18 protein-coding genes are annotated in these 19159 nt (G+C 39.8%); 7 read left to right on the top strand and 11 right to left on the bottom strand.

What is annotated here, in order from left to right:
* Positions 1-1992 carry a DICT sensory domain-containing protein gene (locus tag I4641_RS04485; RefSeq protein WP_229639269.1) on the bottom strand — a complete coding sequence of 664 codons (1992 nt, stop codon included), beginning with the start codon at positions 1990-1992 and terminating at the stop codon, positions 1-3.
* A gap of 295 nt (positions 1993-2287) precedes the next feature.
* Here I4641_RS04485 and I4641_RS04480 point away from each other — a divergent pair, with 295 nt between their 5' ends.
* The 4 genes from I4641_RS04480 (at position 2288) to I4641_RS04465 (ending at position 5181) form a co-directional block, all read left to right on the top strand.
* On the top strand, positions 2288-3163 hold the full coding sequence (locus I4641_RS04480) for a M23 family metallopeptidase (RefSeq protein ID WP_229639268.1): 876 nt from the start codon (positions 2288-2290) through the stop codon (positions 3161-3163).
* 123 nt (positions 3164-3286) lie between these two features.
* Positions 3287-3820 carry a late competence development ComFB family protein gene (locus I4641_RS04475; protein ID WP_229639267.1) on the top strand — a complete coding sequence of 178 codons (534 nt, stop codon included), beginning with the start codon at positions 3287-3289 and terminating at the stop codon, positions 3818-3820.
* Between the two features lie 107 nt (positions 3821-3927).
* A complete protein-coding gene (locus I4641_RS04470) occupies positions 3928-4587 on the top strand; it encodes a sigma-70 family RNA polymerase sigma factor (protein WP_229639266.1) in 660 nt (219 codons plus the stop codon).
* Between the two features lie 60 nt (positions 4588-4647).
* Complete coding sequence (locus tag I4641_RS04465; RefSeq protein ID WP_229639265.1) at positions 4648-5181, top strand: anti-sigma factor family protein; 534 nt, start codon at positions 4648-4650, stop codon at positions 5179-5181.
* Between the two features lie 13 nt (positions 5182-5194).
* Here the strand turns inward: I4641_RS04465 and I4641_RS04460 are convergent, their stop codons facing one another.
* The 9 genes from I4641_RS04460 to I4641_RS04420 form a co-directional block, all read right to left on the bottom strand.
* On the bottom strand, positions 5195-6013 hold the full coding sequence (locus tag I4641_RS04460) for an SWIM zinc finger family protein (RefSeq protein ID WP_229639264.1): 819 nt from the start codon (positions 6011-6013) through the stop codon (positions 5195-5197).
* A gap of 95 nt (positions 6014-6108) precedes the next feature.
* Positions 6109-6894 (bottom strand): M15 family metallopeptidase, encoded by a 786-nt coding sequence (locus I4641_RS04455; RefSeq protein WP_229639263.1) that lies wholly within the window; start codon positions 6892-6894, stop codon positions 6109-6111.
* 24 nt (positions 6895-6918) lie between these two features.
* The gene (locus I4641_RS04450; RefSeq protein ID WP_229639262.1) at positions 6919-8325 is read right to left on the bottom strand and encodes an NAD-dependent malic enzyme; all 1407 of its coding nucleotides are present in this window, start codon (positions 8323-8325) and stop codon (positions 6919-6921) included.
* A gap of 165 nt (positions 8326-8490) precedes the next feature.
* Entirely contained in the window at positions 8491-8964 is a 474-nt protein-coding gene (locus I4641_RS24100) for a DUF1622 domain-containing protein (RefSeq protein ID WP_229639261.1), read from the bottom strand.
* 127 nt (positions 8965-9091) lie between these two features.
* A complete protein-coding gene (locus I4641_RS04440) occupies positions 9092-10657 on the bottom strand; it encodes a DUF1565 domain-containing protein (protein WP_229639260.1) in 1566 nt (521 codons plus the stop codon).
* A gap of 52 nt (positions 10658-10709) precedes the next feature.
* On the bottom strand, positions 10710-11486 hold the full coding sequence (locus tag I4641_RS04435; RefSeq protein WP_229639259.1) for an ABC transporter permease: 777 nt from the start codon (positions 11484-11486) through the stop codon (positions 10710-10712).
* Between the two features lie 24 nt (positions 11487-11510).
* Entirely contained in the window at positions 11511-13007 is a 1497-nt protein-coding gene (glpK, locus tag I4641_RS04430) for a glycerol kinase GlpK (RefSeq protein ID WP_229639258.1), read from the bottom strand.
* Positions 13008-13096: 89 nt separating this feature from the next.
* Positions 13097-13579, bottom strand: coding sequence for a response regulator (locus I4641_RS04425; RefSeq protein ID WP_229639257.1), 483 nt, complete (start codon positions 13577-13579; stop codon positions 13097-13099).
* Positions 13580-13582: 3 nt separating this feature from the next.
* Positions 13583-15907 (bottom strand): ATP-binding protein, encoded by a 2325-nt coding sequence (locus I4641_RS04420; RefSeq protein ID WP_229639256.1) that lies wholly within the window; start codon positions 15905-15907, stop codon positions 13583-13585.
* A gap of 87 nt (positions 15908-15994) precedes the next feature.
* On the opposite strand from I4641_RS04420, the gene I4641_RS04415 reads away from it, so the two are divergent.
* The gene (locus I4641_RS04415) at positions 15995-17533 is read left to right on the top strand and encodes an FAD-dependent oxidoreductase (RefSeq protein WP_229639255.1); all 1539 of its coding nucleotides are present in this window, start codon (positions 15995-15997) and stop codon (positions 17531-17533) included.
* Between the two features lie 20 nt (positions 17534-17553).
* The gene (gene bcp / locus I4641_RS04410; protein WP_229639254.1) at positions 17554-18030 is read left to right on the top strand and encodes a thioredoxin-dependent thiol peroxidase; all 477 of its coding nucleotides are present in this window, start codon (positions 17554-17556) and stop codon (positions 18028-18030) included.
* Here the strand turns inward: bcp and hxpB are convergent.
* Complete coding sequence (hxpB, locus tag I4641_RS04405; protein ID WP_229639253.1) at positions 18027-18686, bottom strand: hexitol phosphatase HxpB; 660 nt, start codon at positions 18684-18686, stop codon at positions 18027-18029. The two genes, bcp and hxpB, sit on opposite strands and share 4 nt — an antisense overlap.
* Before the next feature lie 192 nt (positions 18687-18878).
* Between hxpB and I4641_RS04400 the strand changes: the two genes are divergently transcribed.
* Positions 18879-19100, top strand: coding sequence for a type II toxin-antitoxin system HicB family antitoxin (locus tag I4641_RS04400; protein ID WP_229639252.1), 222 nt, complete (start codon positions 18879-18881; stop codon positions 19098-19100).
* The last annotated feature ends 59 nt before the right edge of the window (positions 19101-19159 follow it).

The raw sequence follows: 19159 nt of genomic DNA, 5'->3' as shown, positions 1-19159 counted from the left end.
TTAAAATGACTGAGATTTATAATTTGCTGCTTTGATGGGAATAGTAAAATGAAATATACTACCGCGATCTTTCCCTGGTGATTCTGCCCAAATTTCACCGCCCCAATTTTTGACTATTTGTCGACAGATCGCCAGACCCAAACCAGTCCCCCCCGCACTGCGCCGTAATGCTCCTTCTTCTTGATAAAAGCGATCGAAGACGGTTTCTAGACTGTTGGTTTCGATTCCTCTCCCTGTGTCGGAAACAGTCACCTCCAGGGTTTTACCTCCGTTAGTTTGAACGGCGATCGCAATTTTGCCATCAGCTTGAGTAAATTTGCAAGCATTGTCTAGTAGTTTGGCGAGGACTTCTACTAGCCATTCCCCATCAACTTGTATTAGAGGTAAATCTTCTGGAGTAGTTAAATTATCAATTTGGGGTAACTTTGTACTATGATTGCGCGCCTTGACATTGCTGACCGCTAAATCGATACATTCGCTGATGGAGAGAGTTTCCAAGTTCCACTCTACTGCCCCTCCTTCTAAGCGAGATAGGGTCAAAAAGTCTTGCACCAGATTGCGCATTCTTTCGGCATCGCTGAGGGCGGTATCTAACATCACCTCGCTCAATTCAGTCGGCATATCGGGTTCGCTAGCCAAACTTTCCAAACACACTTGAATTGTAGAAAGGGGAGTCCGCAATTCGTGACCGACAATCGCCACCAAGTTGGAACGGGTACGGTCTAAAGCTTCTAGCTGTTGATTGAGGTGTTCGAGGTCGGCATAGGCTTCTGCTTGAATTAGGGCTACTCCCACCTGTGTTGCGATCGCATCGACTAAAGCCACATCATGTTTTTTCCAAGGAATGGGTTCGGCTTCGCAATGATGGAGTTCTAAAACGCCTAATAACTTACCGTGGTAAAAAATGGGAACTAACAACCAAGAAGAAATAGAATAATTTTGAATTAGGTTTTGAAAAAACTTATGAGTCCCTTTTTCTAGAGCAAGTTTAGTAATTCGCTCGTCTTCTAGAGTATTATCAACTCTAATAGTTTCAGTAGTAGCGATCGCTTCTTCAAAGAGGGGATTATTAGCCAACTGCCATTGTTGTCCTCTGACGGATTTGATTCCAGGACTATTAAATTCTCGATCTACTGTAGCGACGGTATCATCTTCGTGACAGCGATAGATAATACACCGACATACCCCTACCCCTTCTCCTAATTTTTGGACTGCTACCTGTAAGATTTGTTTCGTATTGAGCGATCGCCTAACCGCATCGGAGACAGAATTAAGTAATTGTTCTTTTCGTTGTTTAGCAGCTAAAGATTTGTTAGCTTTTAGTAATTTATATTGACCAGCCTGTAGATAAGTAACCAATCTTTGCACGAAAGGATCGGGGTTGGTTAGGGGAGAATCAATCGGAATGCCCGAATTGACCTTTTCTACTGTCGATAAATACAGTTGACGAGCTTGAGCTAATTTAGATTCTAATTCTGGTCGATAAATTCCGATGCGATCGAGCATGATTTGGGCTGCTGTGATCGTCACCTGGCGATCAAAAGTCCAAATCCCCTCAAAACGTCGATTGGGGTCAATGGTTGTTTGATTATTTTCCTTTGGGGAAACAGGAATATTTTTCTCGCGACAGATCAAACAGCTAGCATAATTTTGTCCGATAATTACTAAGTGCCATTCTTGAGCCAGAGCATCGGTGGGTTCAAAAGCGACAGTTTCATAATCAGTCGAATCATGGCTAAAATCAGTCTCAGGAGCAGCTAAAACATATACTTGATCGGATTTACGGGAAATTCGTTTGTAACGATGAGCCTCCTGACGATAAAAACGTTCTCGTTGAAAGCTAGCAATGACTAAGGGCGTATCAGAATCATTAAGCACCAGATCTTCCATGGCGTGGGATAACGCCGTTAAAGAAGACTTGAAGTACATTTGTGGTCGCCAACCAGTGCAAATTGCTAGCAGTTGTTCTACCACAGAATTAGAAATGCTCATCTATAAAATTTTGTATGTAAGATCCTTGTCCTTCATGGGTTAAAGTACCCTCCATCACCACAAAAAGCAAAGTTTAGTTTAGATAATTGTTGTCCGTTGTAGCCCCATTGGCGATCGCTATACTAGAGATCAAAAGATCGAAATTCGATCGTGCCAGCAAATCATTATGGCTCAGAAAATTCTCTACACTTAAACATCCTACAAAAAACTTGCGCCCCTAACTGCTACGTATTGCAACAATTACTGCAATTTTATTAAAGCTAGAATAAACTCGAAACAAATTGTTCAATGGTAAATGACAGATCCCAACAATATGAGCCACCATTTACGCTTTCCCACTTTGACAGGAATCACCACAGCGATCGTATTAGCCTTAACTCTCCCTGCTAAAGCTCTGGAAGTGGAAATTTTGCCTAAAACTCCCCAACAGGGAGATACTATTTCCGTAATTGTCGATCTTCAAGATAAGACTATTCCACCCCAAGTCACTGCCAACGAAATCGACTATCCAGTCTTTTCCACCAACGGTAAATATCGAGCTTTTATTCCTACTTCTCCCCTCAATGTTCCTGGCAAAATTGCCCTCCGCGTTACAGGAGATAATCGCACTAGCAATATGGGAGTCTGGTTAAAAAACAAAGCCTTTCCCGTCCAACGTATCTGGCTTAGTGGTAATGCTTCTCGCCCTGCAACCCAACTAGAATTAAATCGAGTTAGAGAATTCAAAGAGTTAGTAACTCCCCAAAAATTTTGGCAGGGTGCTTTTGTTCGCCCCAATGCTTCGCGGGTTTCTACAGGATTTGGCTTGCGTCGTTACTACAATAATGTCTTTGCTAATGATTATTATCATAAAGGAGTGGATTATGCAGGAGGATATGGATCGCCTGTAGTTGCTCCCGCAGCAGGAATGATTCGTTTAGTGGGAAAAGAAAGTGAGGGTTTTCACGTCCACGGTAATATTGTAGGTATCGATCACGGACAAGGGGTAGTAAGTGTATTTATGCACTTACAAGATATCAATGTTACCGAAGGAAAAATGATTAAAGCTGGTGAAAAAATTGGTACGATAGGCTCGACGGGAGCATCTACAGGACCCCATCTCCATTGGGGCTTATATGTAAATCAAGTAGCGGTAGATCCCGTTCCTTGGCGGTTTGGTGCGATTGAATAAATAACTAGCTCCAACGGCTATTTTTCATCATTTTAGATCGATATCTTTTCGATTCTAGATAATAGCGATTAAGATGGTTCGGAAGGTCTGCTCAAGAAAGAATTTTTTATTGTTATCCGATCTATGGGAATTAATTCGATTGTCGAACAAGCTTTACAAGATGGCTATCTAACTCCCACTATGGAGGCTGAAGTCGGACGAATTTGCGATACGGCTGCCGAACTATCGGTGGAAGAATACATGGCTTTAGATAAGCTTATGGGCGCGTTATTGACGGGAGAAGTGGTTGCTGTTCCTCGCAAGCAATTTATTAACGTGATGGAAGAATTGGTTTTGAGCGAAGCAATTACTCGCGTAGCTGAAATAGAGCAAACCAGCGATGTTTCTTTGGATGTAGGAGATATTGCAGCCTATGCCCTGAACCGTCTACCACCGTTGTATGCCACCACAGAAGAAGGCGCAAACTACCAACGTCAAAGAGCAAGGGAAGAAATGCAGAGTTTGATTCAAGAACAGGTAACAGAAGCGATTTCTCGCTATCTCGATCGACCTGAATTCTTCCCCGAACGACAAGCTATTACTAGTAAGGGTAATTCCAATATGGCAGGACAACTTAGTAGTCTACTCAAAGATTATGCCCCTAATTATGAAAAGTAAAAAGTAGTAGGGGTGGTGGTTTCGATCGCGTTAGGAACTTTTGTGGTTTGTTTAAAGTCAATGGAGATATACTTTAAAGCCCTAGTAAATTTAGGTTGATTAAGTTTATGAGTCTATCTCTTCCTATATCTTGGTCAAGAGCCGAGGCAAATCAAACACAAAGTGTAGTGTCTCCCGAACAACTCTCTAGTTACGATCTTATTGTATGCTGTCAAGCAGATACTCAGCCTGACAAAGCTGCTTTTGCAGAATTATTAAGAAGATATCAATCTCATCTAAATCGTCTTTTTTATCATTTAGCCCCAGATTGGCAAGAAAGAGCGGATTTAGCTCAGGAAGTTTGGATTCGAGTTTATCGTAATATTCATCGTCTTCAAGATCCAGCCAAGTTTCGTGGTTGGCTAAGTCGGATTGCGACTAATCTTTTTTATGATGAGTTACGCAAGCGTAAGCGCGTCAGCCCTCCTCTTTCTCTAGATGCGCCCCGCTATGTCGAAGATGGCGAAATGAGCTGGGAATTGCCCGATAATGCTCCTAGCCCCGATGACGATCTGGCAACAAGAGAGTTCTACGAACATTTACGAACAGCGATCGCCCAATTGCCCGAAACTTTTCGCACCACTATAGTATTGCGAGAGATTGAAGGCTTGCCTTATGAGGAGATTGCCGAAATGACGGGGGTTTCTTTGGGTACTGTTAAGTCCAGAATTGCTAGAGCAAGGTTAAAGCTTCAGTCGGTATTGCAAAACTATCTTGATGACGAGTAAATTAGTAGAAGTATTGTTAATTTTTAATATATTATTTTTTTAATGTAGTGGTATGCCAGAATGACATCTCAATCTGAAGGTTTTGAGCGCGATTTATCGTCTGAAGACCAATATTTAGGAATAGAGGATTCCACCCCAAATTCGTTTGAACTCCTTAGCGCGTATCTTGATGGGGAGTTGTCTGCCCTTGAAGTAAAACAGGTACAAACTTGGCTGGATAAAGATCCTAACTTTAAGCAACTATATACCCAGCTATTGGCTTTACAAGGTCAAATACAGCATTCCGTGGCACCGCCCAGTGAAAAATCTACAGAGGAGATTACAAAAGAGGTTTTTCGTTCGATAGATCGCCACCGTCGTTGGCAACTCAAACTAGTTTGGGTTGGTAGTGCCGTCGTTGCTTCGGCGATCGCGGGAATATTTGGTGTATTTGGCGGATTTTCTCCCTTATCTCCCCAACTAGCTCAAGTAAACTCTCCAAATAATCTAACTAATTCAGTAATGTTAGCGGTAGCCTTAGATCGACCTGCGATCGATATACCAAAATCTGCTAGGGGTTATTCCGATCAAAATTTAGAAATCGATCGCAATTAGAATATTTGATCAATCAGGCTCTATTTAGGGCAGACATCAAAGCTTGTTGCCCTGTGTTTTGATATATTTCTTTCAAATACTGTTGAACCGCTTCAGATTCATCGGGGGGCAAAGGCATTTTTCCTAAAATATCTAGGACGTTTTTTTGTTCCGAAGGAGGAACGATCGCGACTAAACTAGATTCTAATGGCTCGTTATATTGCCAAAAACCTTTGACCGTGGCGGATGTTTTGTCTCCTGCATTAGTAGCAGCATTAACAATAGCTGTGGCTGTTGGATCGACTGGTTGGGCTACTGCTGCCTGACTACGAATTTGACGCAGACGTTCGATAATTTGGCTTTTGGTTCGTCCCCTCAACTGAAAAATAATAAAAGGATCTTCGCTAAAGCGATCGCCTAACTGATAGTATACTGCTGCAATATGCTTGCAAGGATTGGCTTTATCGGGACAACTACAGCGAGAGCGAACTTCGTTGAGGGTAAAGGGAAATAAGCTCAAACCACTCTTAGTAAATACTGCTTCGATGCTTTCGGGCATTTCTCCCGCCAACAATTGGGCGGTGAATACTGCTTTTTCCGACATTTTGGCGATCGCAAAGTTCCAGTCTTCTTTACTAAAAGAATCTAGAGATATAGATACCCGATACGGTTCGGCATCACTTCCTTGAACTGTTGCTTTAGCTTTGGAGTCGGCAAAATCCATGGTCAAGACATTACCCTCCCTGGCATAGCTACGCCCCCTTTCTAGGCGTTTTTTAAAGCGGTAGGAATTTAACAAATCCAACCATCTTTCTACCCACCATTCTTGTTTTTCTACTTCAAAGTTGGTCATTTTTATCGGCTATTAACTATTAGCGTTCGGCTATTAGCTTGTTTATTGGTATTAGTTTTATCTTAGGTTTAATTTAATAGTTATAGATCGATTAGCTAATTTCTGGCTTTATAAAATGTTTCTAGACTATCGCGATCGCCGACAAAACGCCAATGCCAGGGTTCGTAACTAACCCCTAGATCGTTATCGGGCGGAAAAGATAGTTCAAAACTGTATTTGAGAGCATTTTCTTTCAGCCAGGAAAATGCAGCAGTGTTGGCAAAATCTGTCTCTAAATTGGTAGCAGGAGCATTACCATCCCCAAGATCGATCGCATAGCCTGTATGATGCTCGCTATAGCCAGGAGGCGCGCTTACTTCGGCTCTTTTGGTAGCATCTTGTACTCTCTGCTCTTTAACGCCGAAAAATAGTTGTTCTTGGGCTTCGGCAGTACGAAAGGCAGAAATAGGAACTAGTATTACTCCTTGCGCCCTAGCATCTGTTTGCATTTGTTTAAATTTGCTGGCAGCAGCAGAGCGCATCTTAAGTCTGTTATCCGCAGTAATTGGTGCTAATGACTCTTGGGGAGCAACTTGGTAGGGTAAATGTCCTAATAAATCTCCTTTGCTGGGTTTGGTTGGAGTTTTCTCTTGAGGAGGAGAAACTGTTTGGGGATTTTGGGGGGCAGTCTCCTGTTGGGGAGATCTAGGTTGAGTTGCTGGTTGCTTAACTGTCTGGGGAGCAGACTTGGGTTTGGGCGATAGAACAAACATCGAGAATAAACCCGCCACGCCCAAACAAAAAATTATGCCAATTATCAAGGGCAAAGATAAAGTTAGACGGGATTTTTTGGGTAACTCAATGTTTTCCCTAATCGCTTCTGGAATTTCAATCTCATCCATAAATATAGTCAACAACTATATGTTTCACTTGTTAGTTATTGGTTTTTGAGCTATATTATCCCGTTGGGCAGCCAGACATACAGCTTGAGCCACTGTAGTAGCTACACGCTTGTCAAAGACAGAAGGAATAATATGCTCTCGATCTAAATCGTCATCATTTACTAAAAGCGCGATCGCTTTGGCAGCTTCTAGGTACATATTAGTGGTAATTGCCGTAGCCCGACAATCTAATGCACCGCGAAAAACACCAGGAAAGGCTAACACATTATTTATTTGATTGGGATAATCACTCCTCCCTGTTGCCATAACTGCTACATAGTCATAAATTAATTCTGGTTGAATTTCGGGGATCGGATTTGCCATGGCAAAAACAATTCCTTGATCTGCCATTGTATAAACCATCTCAGGAGTGACAACTCCAGGGGCGCTTACCCCAAGAAATACATCCGCATCTTTCATGGCATCGGCTAGAGTACCCTGTTGTTTGACGGCAAATTCTTGCTTGTTGGAGTTTAGATCGTCTCTTTGAGTCGAAATAATTCCTTTGGAGTCGCAAATCGTAATGTTACTCGCTCCTGCTTTTTTAAGCAATAAAGCGATCGCGATTCCCGCAGCCCCCGCACCATTAATAACTATTTTAATCTCATTTATTTCTTTACCAATCAATTTAAGCGCATTATACAACGCTGCTAAAACTACAATGGCAGTGCCGTGTTGATCGTCGTGAAATACAGGAATATCAAGCTCTTGTCGCAATCTATGTTCGATTTCAAAACAACGAGGTGCGGTAATATCTTCTAGGTTTACCCCGCCAAATACGGGAGCGATTTGCTTGACGGCTTTAATTATTTCTTCCGTATCTTGTGTATCTAGGGCGATGGGAAAAGCGTCAATTCCTGCAAATTCTTTAAATAAGAGGGCTTTTCCCTCCATGACGGGAAGAGATGCCTCTGGCCCCAAATTTCCCAAGCCTAAGACAGCACTACCATCCGTTACCACTGCTACGGTATTACTTTTAATGGTTAAATTATAAACTTCTTCAGGATTTTCAGCGATCGCCCGACAAATTCTACCCACCCCTGGAGTATATGCCATCGCTAAATCCGACTGGGAATTCAAGGGTAGTTTACTTTCAACGGAGATTTTTCCCCCTCGATGAATGGCAAAAGTGCGATCGTTGTAGCTAATCACTTTTACTTTAGGCAGACTTTTAATTGCTGCAATTATTTTATCCCCTTGTTCGGTACTAGAGGCATCGATGGTTAATTCTCGATGAGTATATTTGAGATTGCGCTGCAATAGCACAATATCTCCCAAACTACCCCCTACTGAGGCGACAGTACTCATGATTGAGGCTAATGCACCAGGACGGTTGGGAATTTCTAACTCGATCTTCAGGCTAAAGCTGGCACTGGGGTTTAATTCTACCATTGTTAATATCTATTGCGGAGTAGACTATTGTAAAACGTTTTGGACTATAAGGACTGAATCGTTCTATACGCTATACGTCAACTTTAGTAACCAAAAGTTAGCTACGAATATAGCAATAGCTTTACTTGTAAAAGTAAATAATAAATGATTAAGTAAAGCGATCGCTTATTCCGTCAACAATTGAGTATCCATTGTCCGAATATTGCTTTGTCGCATATGTTCCAATTCATGAATTTCTCTTTGGAGGAAGAAGTTAAGAAAAGTCCGAATGGCAGAAATAGCAGCTAACTGTCCTAGTTTTTCCCAGGTGGGAGCTACTGCGGTGGCAGCAATATCCGCAGCTAGTAAGAATTCAAGAGAAAGGGATAAAGCAGTACCCAAATCAATACGAACTAATAATAAAGTATCTTGGCGGTTCATTCGTCTGCCATTGATTCTATTAAAACTCAAGGTCATTGATTTGATGGCTTTGATAATTGCGAAAAGGACAATTAATAGGGCAATTCCTTCGATGATTATTTTGATAAATAAAGCAGATTCTAATAATAGTTGTTCAAAAAAATGATTTAGATCGAAAGCAGAAGCTGCATGACTATCTAATGCTGCTTCGCTCAAAAAGTAGTAATAATTTAAAAACACGATACTAACCCAATATAAAAATGCTAATTAACAATTAATTTTCATCCTATGATAAACTATGATGAAAGTTACTCTATAAATACAAAAATAATCTTTAATTTTGAACAGTAAAATTTATGAATATTTTTCACTCCAAAATATGAGTATTCAAGCCCAAATCTTCTAAAGATTGCTTGGCTTGTTTGGCTTTGTCCCAATTATTAAACGCACCTATCTGTAGGACAGACTTGCCTTGATAAATAGTAGCAAAGGCTTCGGGAAAAAGCGATCGCACATCTAATTCATCAGATTCGTCTTCCGCTTCTACTAATACTTTATATTTAACTGAAACGGCATTTCTCGAACCTAAAACATCGGATAAACTACTAATTTGGGAATTATTAGAAGTCAAGGCAGAATTGCTTATTTGAGGTAAAAAAGGTACTGGTTCTGGCTCTGGAGTTGAGGATATGGAAGAAGAAGCGGGGGTGAATATTAACTCTTTATTGCTAGTTTTTTGTTCGGGAACGGGTGGGGGAGAGGGTAAAGAAGATGCTGTTGTGGTAGTGGGGGGTAAGTTGAGTGGGGCTGGAGAGTTATTATTAGAATCTAACGGGGCGAGTAAAGGGCGGGTGTCTTTAGCTATATTTATTCTAGGACTAAATTCTCCGCGATCAAAATTAATATTGCCTTCAGTTTTGTTATTAGTTTCTGTTCCCACTGCAACTATTTCATGGTTAGTAGCATTTTGAATATCTAATTTTTTATTACTACGAAAAACATTGTTTCCCTCCTTTTCATTCGTGCCTAAGTCAACGCGGGATTGAGCGATCGCAGTTAACCCAGATTCGCTAGAATTGACTATTTCATTATTCCGTAAAATTGCTTGAGAATTACCTTCTAGAATAAGACCAATCCGATTACCATCAAAATAGTTACTAGTTAAAGTAGCAATGGAATTTTGCACTAAACTAACTCCAAATCCCGTTTGCTCGAAGGTATTTTCCTTTACTTGGGGTTGAGAAGTACCATAAACCAACAAGCCATTACCTGAATTGTTGTAAAAATAATTATTTTCAATTAACGGCGCACTTTTACCATTAACGGATACTCCCGTATTACCATTACGAGTAAAAGTATTGCTGATAATATTGGGATTGGATGATTCGATCCACAAACCATGTCCTCGGGAATGGTCATTGGTGATGCTGATACCAATAATCTGCCCCGCATCTTGTAAAGCTGCGATCGCCACATTTTGTCCCGCAGCAGTGGGACTGACAAAACTACCACCACCTTTAATAATGATATTATGTCCTTGGTTTTTGGCATTACCCTGAAGTGTAATTTTATTTCTAACAACTAAAGGGAATTCTTCCCCACTATCTTCGTTATATGTTCCTGGGGCTAACTGAATTTTTGTACCAGGGGCTGCAATTTTAAGAGCTTGAGTAATAGTTTTCAGGGGAGATAGTTTTTCTCCCACTTGGCTGTCATCCCCAGATTTGGAGTTAACATAGATAATATTTTTATCCAGAGAAAAAGAACTCTCTATGGCATTTTGAGTTAAGGCTGGCTCGGTTTTCAACCCTAAATCATAGGTAACTATTATAGTTAATGCGATCGGCAACCAAGCAATATATTTAACTTTGTTGGGGAATTTCATCAAACTAAAATAGAATTTATTATCCATTTTGCCATCGTCTCCTTTCACGAGCTAGCTCCTAAATCAATTTTATCGATCTAATAATAAATAAATCCCAGACTTACGCAATCAATCGATCGTCTTGACTAAAAAAATGACGGTAGATACCTTCAGTAACTAAAACGCTAGCAATTAGATTAGCTAAGACAATCGCAAATAAAATTAGAATTTGATAAGAAGCAGCATCTAAAGGATCGCTTCCCCCTAATACTTGTCCTGTAAACATTCCTGGTAAGCTCACCAAACCAACCACCACCATATTATTGAGGATGGGTATCAAGCTAGTGCGAATTGCTTCTTGGCGATAGGAAGCAATAGCTTGAGCAGATGTAGCACCCAGACAAAGATGGGTTTCAATTTCTAAACGATTTTGATTGATACTGTTTAAAAGGCGATCGCCCGCTAAAGATGCACTATTCATAGTATTACCAAACACCATTCCTGCTAAGGGTATAAGATACTGGGGTTCGTACCATTGATCGGGTCGAACAATCAATAGAATTACATAAGCCAGAGTAAACAGGCTGCTAGCAATTAAAGATAAAGCTACCGTCGAAAATAGTCCTTTTAATTGGCGATCGATGCGGTTGCGGGCAACAATTGAAGCAATAGTTAGCATTACTCCCAGAATAATTAAGACAGCCCACCAATCATCGATCACAAAGACAATATCTAATATATAGCCAATAGCAATAAGTTGCATTAAAGAGCGCACTGCACTGTAGGCTAGTTGCTTTTCTAAGCCCAATTTTTGCCAAACAGACAAAGCGATCGCAATACCAATCATGCCCAAACACAAAACCAAATCGACCGTATCTAACAAAATTAAATTATCCACTTCTGTTGGTTGTTTGGTTATTAATTATTCAATCCAATTCTTAGCTCTAGTGACAGCTTTTGACCACATAGCAAAGTTATCCTGGGCTAAGAATTGTCCCTTCCCTGGTTCAAATATTCGGTCTATCTGGCGATCGCTAATTAATTTTTGGTAGTCATCCCAAAAACCAACAGCCAACCCCGCACCAAATGCTGCACCTTGGGCGGTGGCATCCAGCACCACAGGGCGTTCTAGGGGTACTCCCAGAGCATCTGCTTGGAATTGCATCAAAAAGTTATTTTGGGCTGCACCACCATCTATTTTGAGCAGGGATACGGGGTTGGCACTATCTTGATTAACCGCGTTTACTACTTCTTTAACCTGATAGGCGATCGCTTCTAATACGGAACGTATCATATGTTCTCGCTGTACCCCACCAGTGATACCCAAAAATGCCCCGCGAGCTTTCATATCCCAGTGAGGCGCGCCCAAGCCACTCAACGCAGGGACGAAATAAACCCCATTAGTATTGTCTACACTATTACAAAGAGCTTCGGTTTCTGCTGCACTGGTAATTAGTTTTAAGCCATCTCGTAACCACTGAATTGCTGCACCAGTAGTAAAGATTGCCCCTTCTAAAGCATAGTTTGTTTGTTTTTCGGTACTCCATGCCACGGTAGAGAGGAGTTGATTGTTAGATCGAGTCACTTGTGTCCCTGTTTGGGCTACCAAAAAACACCCCGTACCATAGGTACACTTTAGCAAGCCAGGGCGATCGCAACCGTGGGCGAATAAAGCTGCTTGTTGATCGCCAAATATAGCAGTGATGGGAATTTCCACACCTAACAAATCCGAACTACTATTACCAAACATGCCCATGCTAGGTTTAATTTCGGGCATAATTTGACGGGGAATATTAAATAATTCTAGTAATGAATCGTCCCAATTTCCCGTATCCAAATTCATCAACATAGTACGGCTAGCGTTGCTAACATCCGTTGCATGAACTTGTTTCCCTGTCAGATTCCATAACGCCCAAGTATCGATCGTCCCCGCCATCACATTATCCCAGTTGAGATCGGGTTTGTTTTGTTTAACCCAATTAATCAGCCAAGCTAATTTAGTAGCCGAAAAATAGGCATCTAAAACTAAACCTGTTTTTTGTTGGATGACTTCGGCTTTTCCTTCTGCTTTCAGGCGATCGCAAAGATCTGCCGTACGTCGATCTTGCCAGACTATAGCCTTGTGTAAAGGTTCGCCTGTGGTTTTATCCCAGAGCAAACAGGTTTCTCTCTGTACGGTTAAGCCAATCGCCGCGATTTCCGTTGCTTGGGCCTGATTATCAGCAATTACTCGTTCTGTAGCTTGTTTAACATCTCGCCATATTTCCGTAGCATCGTGTTCCAGCCATCCTGGTTGGGGATAATGTTGGGTTAACTCCTGATAAGTTTGACCGACGACATTCCCCTGGCGATCGAATAAAATAGCCCGATTTCCTGTAGTGCCTAAATCTAGAGAGAGAATATATTGTTTGTCGGTCATGAATAATACCAAAATTCTACTTGTTATTGTAGGTTTACCCCAAAGTCTCGCCTTAATGATATTTTGTTAGGTTTTTTTATGAATTTTAACTATGAATTTTCAGTGGGTAACTCCACCGCAGTCAGCCAATAGTCCATAATAGTTTTGACCAATTGATTCAAGCGATTGATATCCATCGGTTTAACAAAATAGCCACTAACTCCATGACGATAACAAGCATTAATATCTTTAGAGTTAGAAGAAGTAGAAAAGACAACTACAGGAATTTTTTGTAAGTTACGAGATAGTCGGTTATCGGAACTATCGAGTGTGCGATCGCTTTTTAATTCTGCCAAGACTTCTCTACCATCCGTACCAGGTAAGTTGAGATCCAAAATAATTAAAGAAGGAAGAGGTAGTTGTTTGTTTTGGTATTCTCCTTTTCCAGATAAAAAATCAAGTGCTTCCTCTCCATCTTCACAACGGTATATAGGATGGGTAATTTTTGCTTTGAATATAGCTCTTTCTAAAGCTGCAAAATCTTCATCGCTATCTTCAACGATTAATAAAGATTTTTGATTTTCTTCATTCATTAATTATTCCAAGGTAAAGTAAAAAGTAGTGCCTTCTGTATAGACAGATTCAACCCATATTTCGCCTCCATGTCTTTCGACAATTTTTTTGGCAATGGTCAACCCCGCACCAGTACCACCACCGTATTTTTTTTGACCGTGTAGTCGTTTGAAAATACGGAAAATTGATTCTAGGTGTCTGGCACGAATGCCAATGCCATTATCGCGGACATAAAATACAGTCTTCGATAAAATATTATCGGTACGACCGAGCATTTTCTCAGCTAATACGGGATCTTCGCGATCGAGATAACCAATTTCAATAATTTTTTGAGATTTTTGATTGTACTTGATGCCGTTGCTGATTAGGTTGGTAAATAATTCGTTAATTTGAGTGCGATCGCATTTTATAGTGGGTAACGAGGGAGGAATTTGAAACTCTACTTGGGTATCTCTGGCACTAATTTCGATTACATCTAAAACTCCTGCGATCAAATCATTCAGATCTGTGGGATGTACCTGCAATTCTGCTCTACCCAAACGAGAATAGTGCAGCAAAGAATTAATTAAGTCTTCCATGCGATGAGTCAACCGCATCAAAGTGTTTAGCTTATCCTTGCCCGATTCATCGAGAACTTCGCCGTAGTCTTCAATTAAAAAGCTAGAGTAATTATAAATTCCTCTCAAAGGTTCTTTCAAGTCGTGAGAAGCAATATAGGCAAAAGCATCCAATTCAACATTACTCCGAGATAGTTCTTGATTGACCTGTGCCAGTTCGTCGGCTTTACGCAGTACAATACCTACAATGGAACTGCGTAGTTCCAAAGCTGCTTCTACTTCACAAGCTTTCCAAGGTAAAGATTTTAATTTGACCGTTTCTTGCCACTTAGCAAAAGATTTGCGGGGAAACATCCGAATATTGCCATCCGATGCTATTTCTACGATCTTTTGAGGATTTCCTGCCCAGTTTACAGTTTGCATCACCTCTGGGCGAAACCAAATAATCAGGCTTTTTTCTACTCTAGAAATTAATAAAGCCAACAATCCACTGGCAGTTTCTCCATAGGCTAAAGCAGAAACATATGTCTGCGCTAAATTGTTGGTTTCGTAGATTACCTCATCGTCAAATTGAGTTGTCAGCCAAGGTAGCATCTCTCGAATCTCTGCCTCATCTGGAGTATTACCAAAAAGTGTAATATTATCGCCAAAAGATAATGCAACTCCAGAAGCACCGACTAAATCTAATAAATAATCGGGGTTTTCACTCAAAGCAGCTTTTAAGTCTTCTGCTTGAGAAATATGAGCGACAAATTGTGATTGAATAGATTTAAGCTTAATTTTGTAGTCTGAATCTTGATTATTTTCTTTGGCTGCCAAATCAACAGAAACTACTTGTCCGATAAATTCAGATACAGTACGAATCTCGTAGGGAACTTTTTTGGGTGTCTGGTGGTGACAGGCAATTAACCCCCAAAGCTGCTTGTTTTTGACCAAGGATACGGACATAGAAGCACCCACTCTCATATTATTCAAATATTCAGTATGTAGGGGTGAAACACTCCGCAAAGCTGACATACTCATATTTAAAGGTTTATCGGTTAGAGGATTGAATTGAGGTGTTAAGCCAACTGGTTCGTAAGTAACGTCGGGAATCAGACGCAGGTGGTTGAGAGTGTATAGCAATTTTGCCTGTTTGGGAATATCAGTATCGGGATAGTGCAAGCCCAAAAATGGTTCTAATTCTGGATTGGCTGCTTCTGCGATGACTTGTCCCGCACCTTCGCGATCAAAACGGTATACCATCACGCGATCGAATCCTGTTATTGCTTTGATTTCTCTGGCAATTAGATCGCACAATTGTTCTATAGTAGAGGCTTGATGAATTTTATTGACGGGATTTTTAACCAATTTATAGAAATCGAAAAAATTAACCCTGGTATTAGTTTCTCTTGTTTCCAACTCTAAAATGATCGCATTCCCATTATGATGAACGATACCATCAAACGTCTTGTTAGATTTTCCTTGGATAAGCTTTATTTTTAAAGGATTAATTTGGTCGAAATCTTGAGATAAGCAATGTTTGATCGCCGTGACTTTTTCTTCTCCTAACAATTCTTTTAGGGGTTGATTTAATAATTCTTGTGGTTCGATACCCAATATTTGAGATGTATTGAGACTAACCTGCAAGATTGTATACTCATTGGGAGAAACAACTAGTAATACCCCGTGGGGTTGAATCAAATTAGGGATATGAATCGGTTCGCGATCGCAATTATTGAGATCGACAGTTTTTAAATTAATATTAGTAATTGCTGCCAGAATCTCTTGAGATGTTGAATCTGAAGACATAAATAGAATTTATAAAGTTCAGTTTATATAATATCTGTTGTTACGCATCGCGAACTAAAATTTACTTATAATTTGTTTTTAAATTAAATGACTCTTGCAGAAGAAATACTCGGTCGCCGTTCGGATAATGCGCTGATAAATTTACGTCGTGCGGATCAATTTTGGTCTGATTTGAAAGAAGGAAAGATAGACACACCAGAAGTTATTCGGAATAGTTTTAATAATCTAGAAAAAATTGAGGCAGATATTGTTATTTGTGGTGGAACATTAGGAATATTACTCGGTGCTGCCTTACAACAACTTGGCTGGCAAGTAACTTTGATCGAACGAGGTATTTTAAAAGGAAGAGAGCAAGAATGGAATATTTCTCGTAATGAATTAGAAACTTTTATTGAATTAGATTTATTAACCCCAGTAGAATTGAAAAAAGCGATCGTAACTGAATACAATCCTGCAAGAGTTGGTTTTGACAACGGCAAAGATATTTGGGTTGAAGATGTTTTAAATATTGGTGTAGATCCTGTTTTTTTGCTAGACATACTCAAACAAAAATTTCTACAATCTGGAGGAATATTATTAGAAAATACAGCTTTTGAATCGGCTACTGTCCATCCTAATGGCGTGACAATAGAAGCGAATAAAAAGAATATTACAACTCGTTTATTAATTGATGGAATGGGTCACTTTTCTCCTATTATCAAACAAGCCAGAAAAGGCACAAAACCAGAAGCCGTATGTGTAGTTGTTGGTAGTTGCGCCAAAGGCTATCCTAAAAATGATACGGGAGATTTAATTTATTCCTTCACTCCTATTATCAATCACTGTCAATACTTTTGGGAAGCTTTTCCCGCTCAAGATGGACGAACTACCTATATGTTTACCTATCTCGATGCTAACCCCGAAAGACCGAGTTTAGAATACTTTATGTCAGAGTATTTAAGACTGCTACCCAAATATCAAGAAGTTACATTAGAACAATTAGAATTTCAACGGTTTTTATTTGGCTTTTTTCCTGCTTACAAAAATAGCCCAGTCTCATTACCCTTTGATCGCATTTTACCCGTAGGAGATAGTGCAGGGGGACAATCTCCCGTTAGTTTTGGTGGTTTTGGCGCGATGGTGCGTCATTTACAACGTTTGACTAATGGTATTAATTCTGCCTTGAATGCTAATAGCTTGAGTCAAAAAGATTTAGCTTTATTACAACCATATCAACCAAATATTTCTGTTACTTGGCTATTTCAACAAACTATGAGTGTAGAAATAGGTAAAGAAGTTAATCCCCACCAAATAAACAATTTAATGGCTGGGGTTTTCCAAGTTATGGAAAGATTAGGCGATCGCGTATTGAAGCCATTTTTACAAGACGTAATTCAATTTATGCCTTTGGCGAAAACCTTACCTTTAGTTAATCCCAAACTAGTTCTTCCTTTACTACCCCAGATTGGTATTGCTTCTTTAATTAATTGGAGCATTCACTATTTCAATTTAGCACTTTATAGTATTCTGTATAACGCTGGTAAAAAACTAAAACCACTAACCAAAAACCTTTCTTCATCCCATCAATACTATTATCAAAGATGGCTAGATGCCTGGAAATATGGATCGGGAGGAGATTATAAGTAATGAGTAATGAGTAATGAGTAATGAGTAATATTCCCCAAGTTGGACAACCCGCACATCTATTTACAGGACAAGATAAAGATGGCAATACTGTTAGCTTAAAAGATAAACAAGGTAGGTGGGTAGTGTTGTATTTTTATCCCAAAGATAATACTCCTGGCTGCACTACTGAAGCTAAAGATTTTACCGAACATTTAGACGAGTTTGAGAAATTAGGCGCAGATATTATCGGTATAAGTCCAGATTCCTCCAAATCTCACGGTAAGTTTATCGATAAACACGACTTGTCCATTCAACTACTAAGCGATCCCGAACATAAAATTATTGAAGCCTATGGTGGGTGGCGGTTAAAGAAATTTATGGGTAAAGAATATATGGGAGTCGTGCGATCAACTTTTTTGATATCTCCCGACGGTAAAATCGCTCAGGTTTGGGATAAAGTAAGGGTGAAAACTCATGTAGAAAAAGTTTTACAAGAATTAAAAAATCGAGTAAGTTAGTTCAAACTATCCCAAATTTCATCATTCAATTCTGTTAAAGAACGAAGAATCTTATCAGCGATCGCAAATCGAAGATTATTCTGCTGTCCCAATTCGGGTATGGCAATGCACTTCATTTGTGCTGCTTTGGCCGCCAACACTCCATTTAACGAGTCTTCTAACGCCAAACATTCTTGCGGTGTGACGTTTAACTTATTAGCAGTGGTTAAATATACTCCTGGGTGGGGTTTGCCCAATATTTCCGACTCTGCTGAATATATTTCAGTAAATACCTCTGTTAGGTTGAGTTTTTCTAGAGTAGCCTGAATAATTTTTAAGGAAGAAGAAGAAGCTAAAGCAATTTTAACCTGCTTCTGTCGCACAAAAGATATAGCATAATCCACTCCTGGTAATGGTTTGCCCTTGAGATAAATCAACTCAATTACTTTGACGACGATCGCTTTTTCAATCTCTTGTTTGCTAAGATTTGTCCAAGGATATTGTTGATACCAATAATCAACCACCTCATCGATCCTCAAACCTTTGGTTCGCAAGCATAGTTCTGAAGTCAAAGTAATATTAACCTCTTGAAAAACCAATATTTCTGCTTCTTGCCATAGAGGTTCGGAATCTACCAGCAAGCCATCAAGATCGAAAATTACTGCTTTAATCGTCATTATTGATTATCAATTTTTAAAGATGACGTTCTGAAGATCTTTATTTAAGATTAAGTAGACAAACACCTATTGATCTCAAGATAATTTGAGTCTAGCAGTTTCAGATCTGTTATTAAACAAATCATTATTAAACAAATCATTTTAGTCGATCTAGTCAAACTTAACTCTCAATCATTACGGAGTAGAATCAAAATGTTGAATTACAGTATGGTGATTCAGTGGTCAAAAAAAGACAGTTGCTTTGTAGTTACCTTACCTGAATGGGGAGAGCTTTGTCAGACCTACGGAGATACCTACGAAGAAGCACTAAGTAATGCCAAGGAAGTTTTACAATTGATGGTCAACTCATCGATAGAAGAAGGTTCATCTTTGCCCGAGGCAGACATTTTTAGAGGACAATTACAAAAGGTCTAAATCAAATTAATTATCTAAATATCTACCAAAAATTCAATAAACAACTGGCAACTTGTAGC

The organism is Waterburya agarophytonicola KI4 (genome assembly GCF_020640915.1).
In the GTDB taxonomy this organism is placed as follows: Bacteria; Cyanobacteriota; Cyanobacteriia; order Cyanobacteriales; family Xenococcaceae; genus Waterburya; species Waterburya agarophytonicola.
The sequence above is the reverse complement of the archived record's forward strand: the minus strand, read 5'-3'. Positions and strand labels throughout refer to the sequence as shown.

Excerpts from the sequence above, each read along its gene's own strand:
- I4641_RS04485 (WP_229639269.1), bottom strand. The coding sequence starts at position 1,992 with ATGAGCATTTCTAATTCTGTGGTAGAACAACTGCTAGCAATTTGCACT.
- I4641_RS04480 (WP_229639268.1), top strand. The coding sequence starts at position 2,288 with ATGACAGATCCCAACAATATGAGCCACCATTTACGCTTTCCCACTTTG.
- I4641_RS04475 (WP_229639267.1), top strand. The coding sequence starts at position 3,287 with ATGGGAATTAATTCGATTGTCGAACAAGCTTTACAAGATGGCTATCTA.
- I4641_RS04470 (WP_229639266.1), top strand. The coding sequence starts at position 3,928 with ATGAGTCTATCTCTTCCTATATCTTGGTCAAGAGCCGAGGCAAATCAA.
- I4641_RS04465 (WP_229639265.1), top strand. The coding sequence starts at position 4,648 with ATGACATCTCAATCTGAAGGTTTTGAGCGCGATTTATCGTCTGAAGAC.
- I4641_RS04460 (WP_229639264.1), bottom strand. The coding sequence starts at position 6,013 with ATGACCAACTTTGAAGTAGAAAAACAAGAATGGTGGGTAGAAAGATGG.
- I4641_RS04455 (WP_229639263.1), bottom strand. The coding sequence starts at position 6,894 with ATGGATGAGATTGAAATTCCAGAAGCGATTAGGGAAAACATTGAGTTA.
- I4641_RS04450 (WP_229639262.1), bottom strand. The coding sequence starts at position 8,325 with ATGGTAGAATTAAACCCCAGTGCCAGCTTTAGCCTGAAGATCGAGTTA.
- glpK (WP_229639258.1), bottom strand. The coding sequence starts at position 13,007 with ATGACCGACAAACAATATATTCTCTCTCTAGATTTAGGCACTACAGGA.
- I4641_RS04425 (WP_229639257.1), bottom strand. The coding sequence starts at position 13,579 with ATGAATGAAGAAAATCAAAAATCTTTATTAATCGTTGAAGATAGCGAT.
- I4641_RS04420 (WP_229639256.1), bottom strand. The coding sequence starts at position 15,907 with ATGTCTTCAGATTCAACATCTCAAGAGATTCTGGCAGCAATTACTAAT.
- I4641_RS04415 (WP_229639255.1), top strand. The coding sequence starts at position 15,995 with ATGACTCTTGCAGAAGAAATACTCGGTCGCCGTTCGGATAATGCGCTG.
- bcp (WP_229639254.1), top strand. The coding sequence starts at position 17,554 with ATGAGTAATATTCCCCAAGTTGGACAACCCGCACATCTATTTACAGGA.
- hxpB (WP_229639253.1), bottom strand. The coding sequence starts at position 18,686 with ATGACGATTAAAGCAGTAATTTTCGATCTTGATGGCTTGCTGGTAGAT.
- I4641_RS04400 (WP_229639252.1), top strand. The coding sequence starts at position 18,879 with ATGTTGAATTACAGTATGGTGATTCAGTGGTCAAAAAAAGACAGTTGC.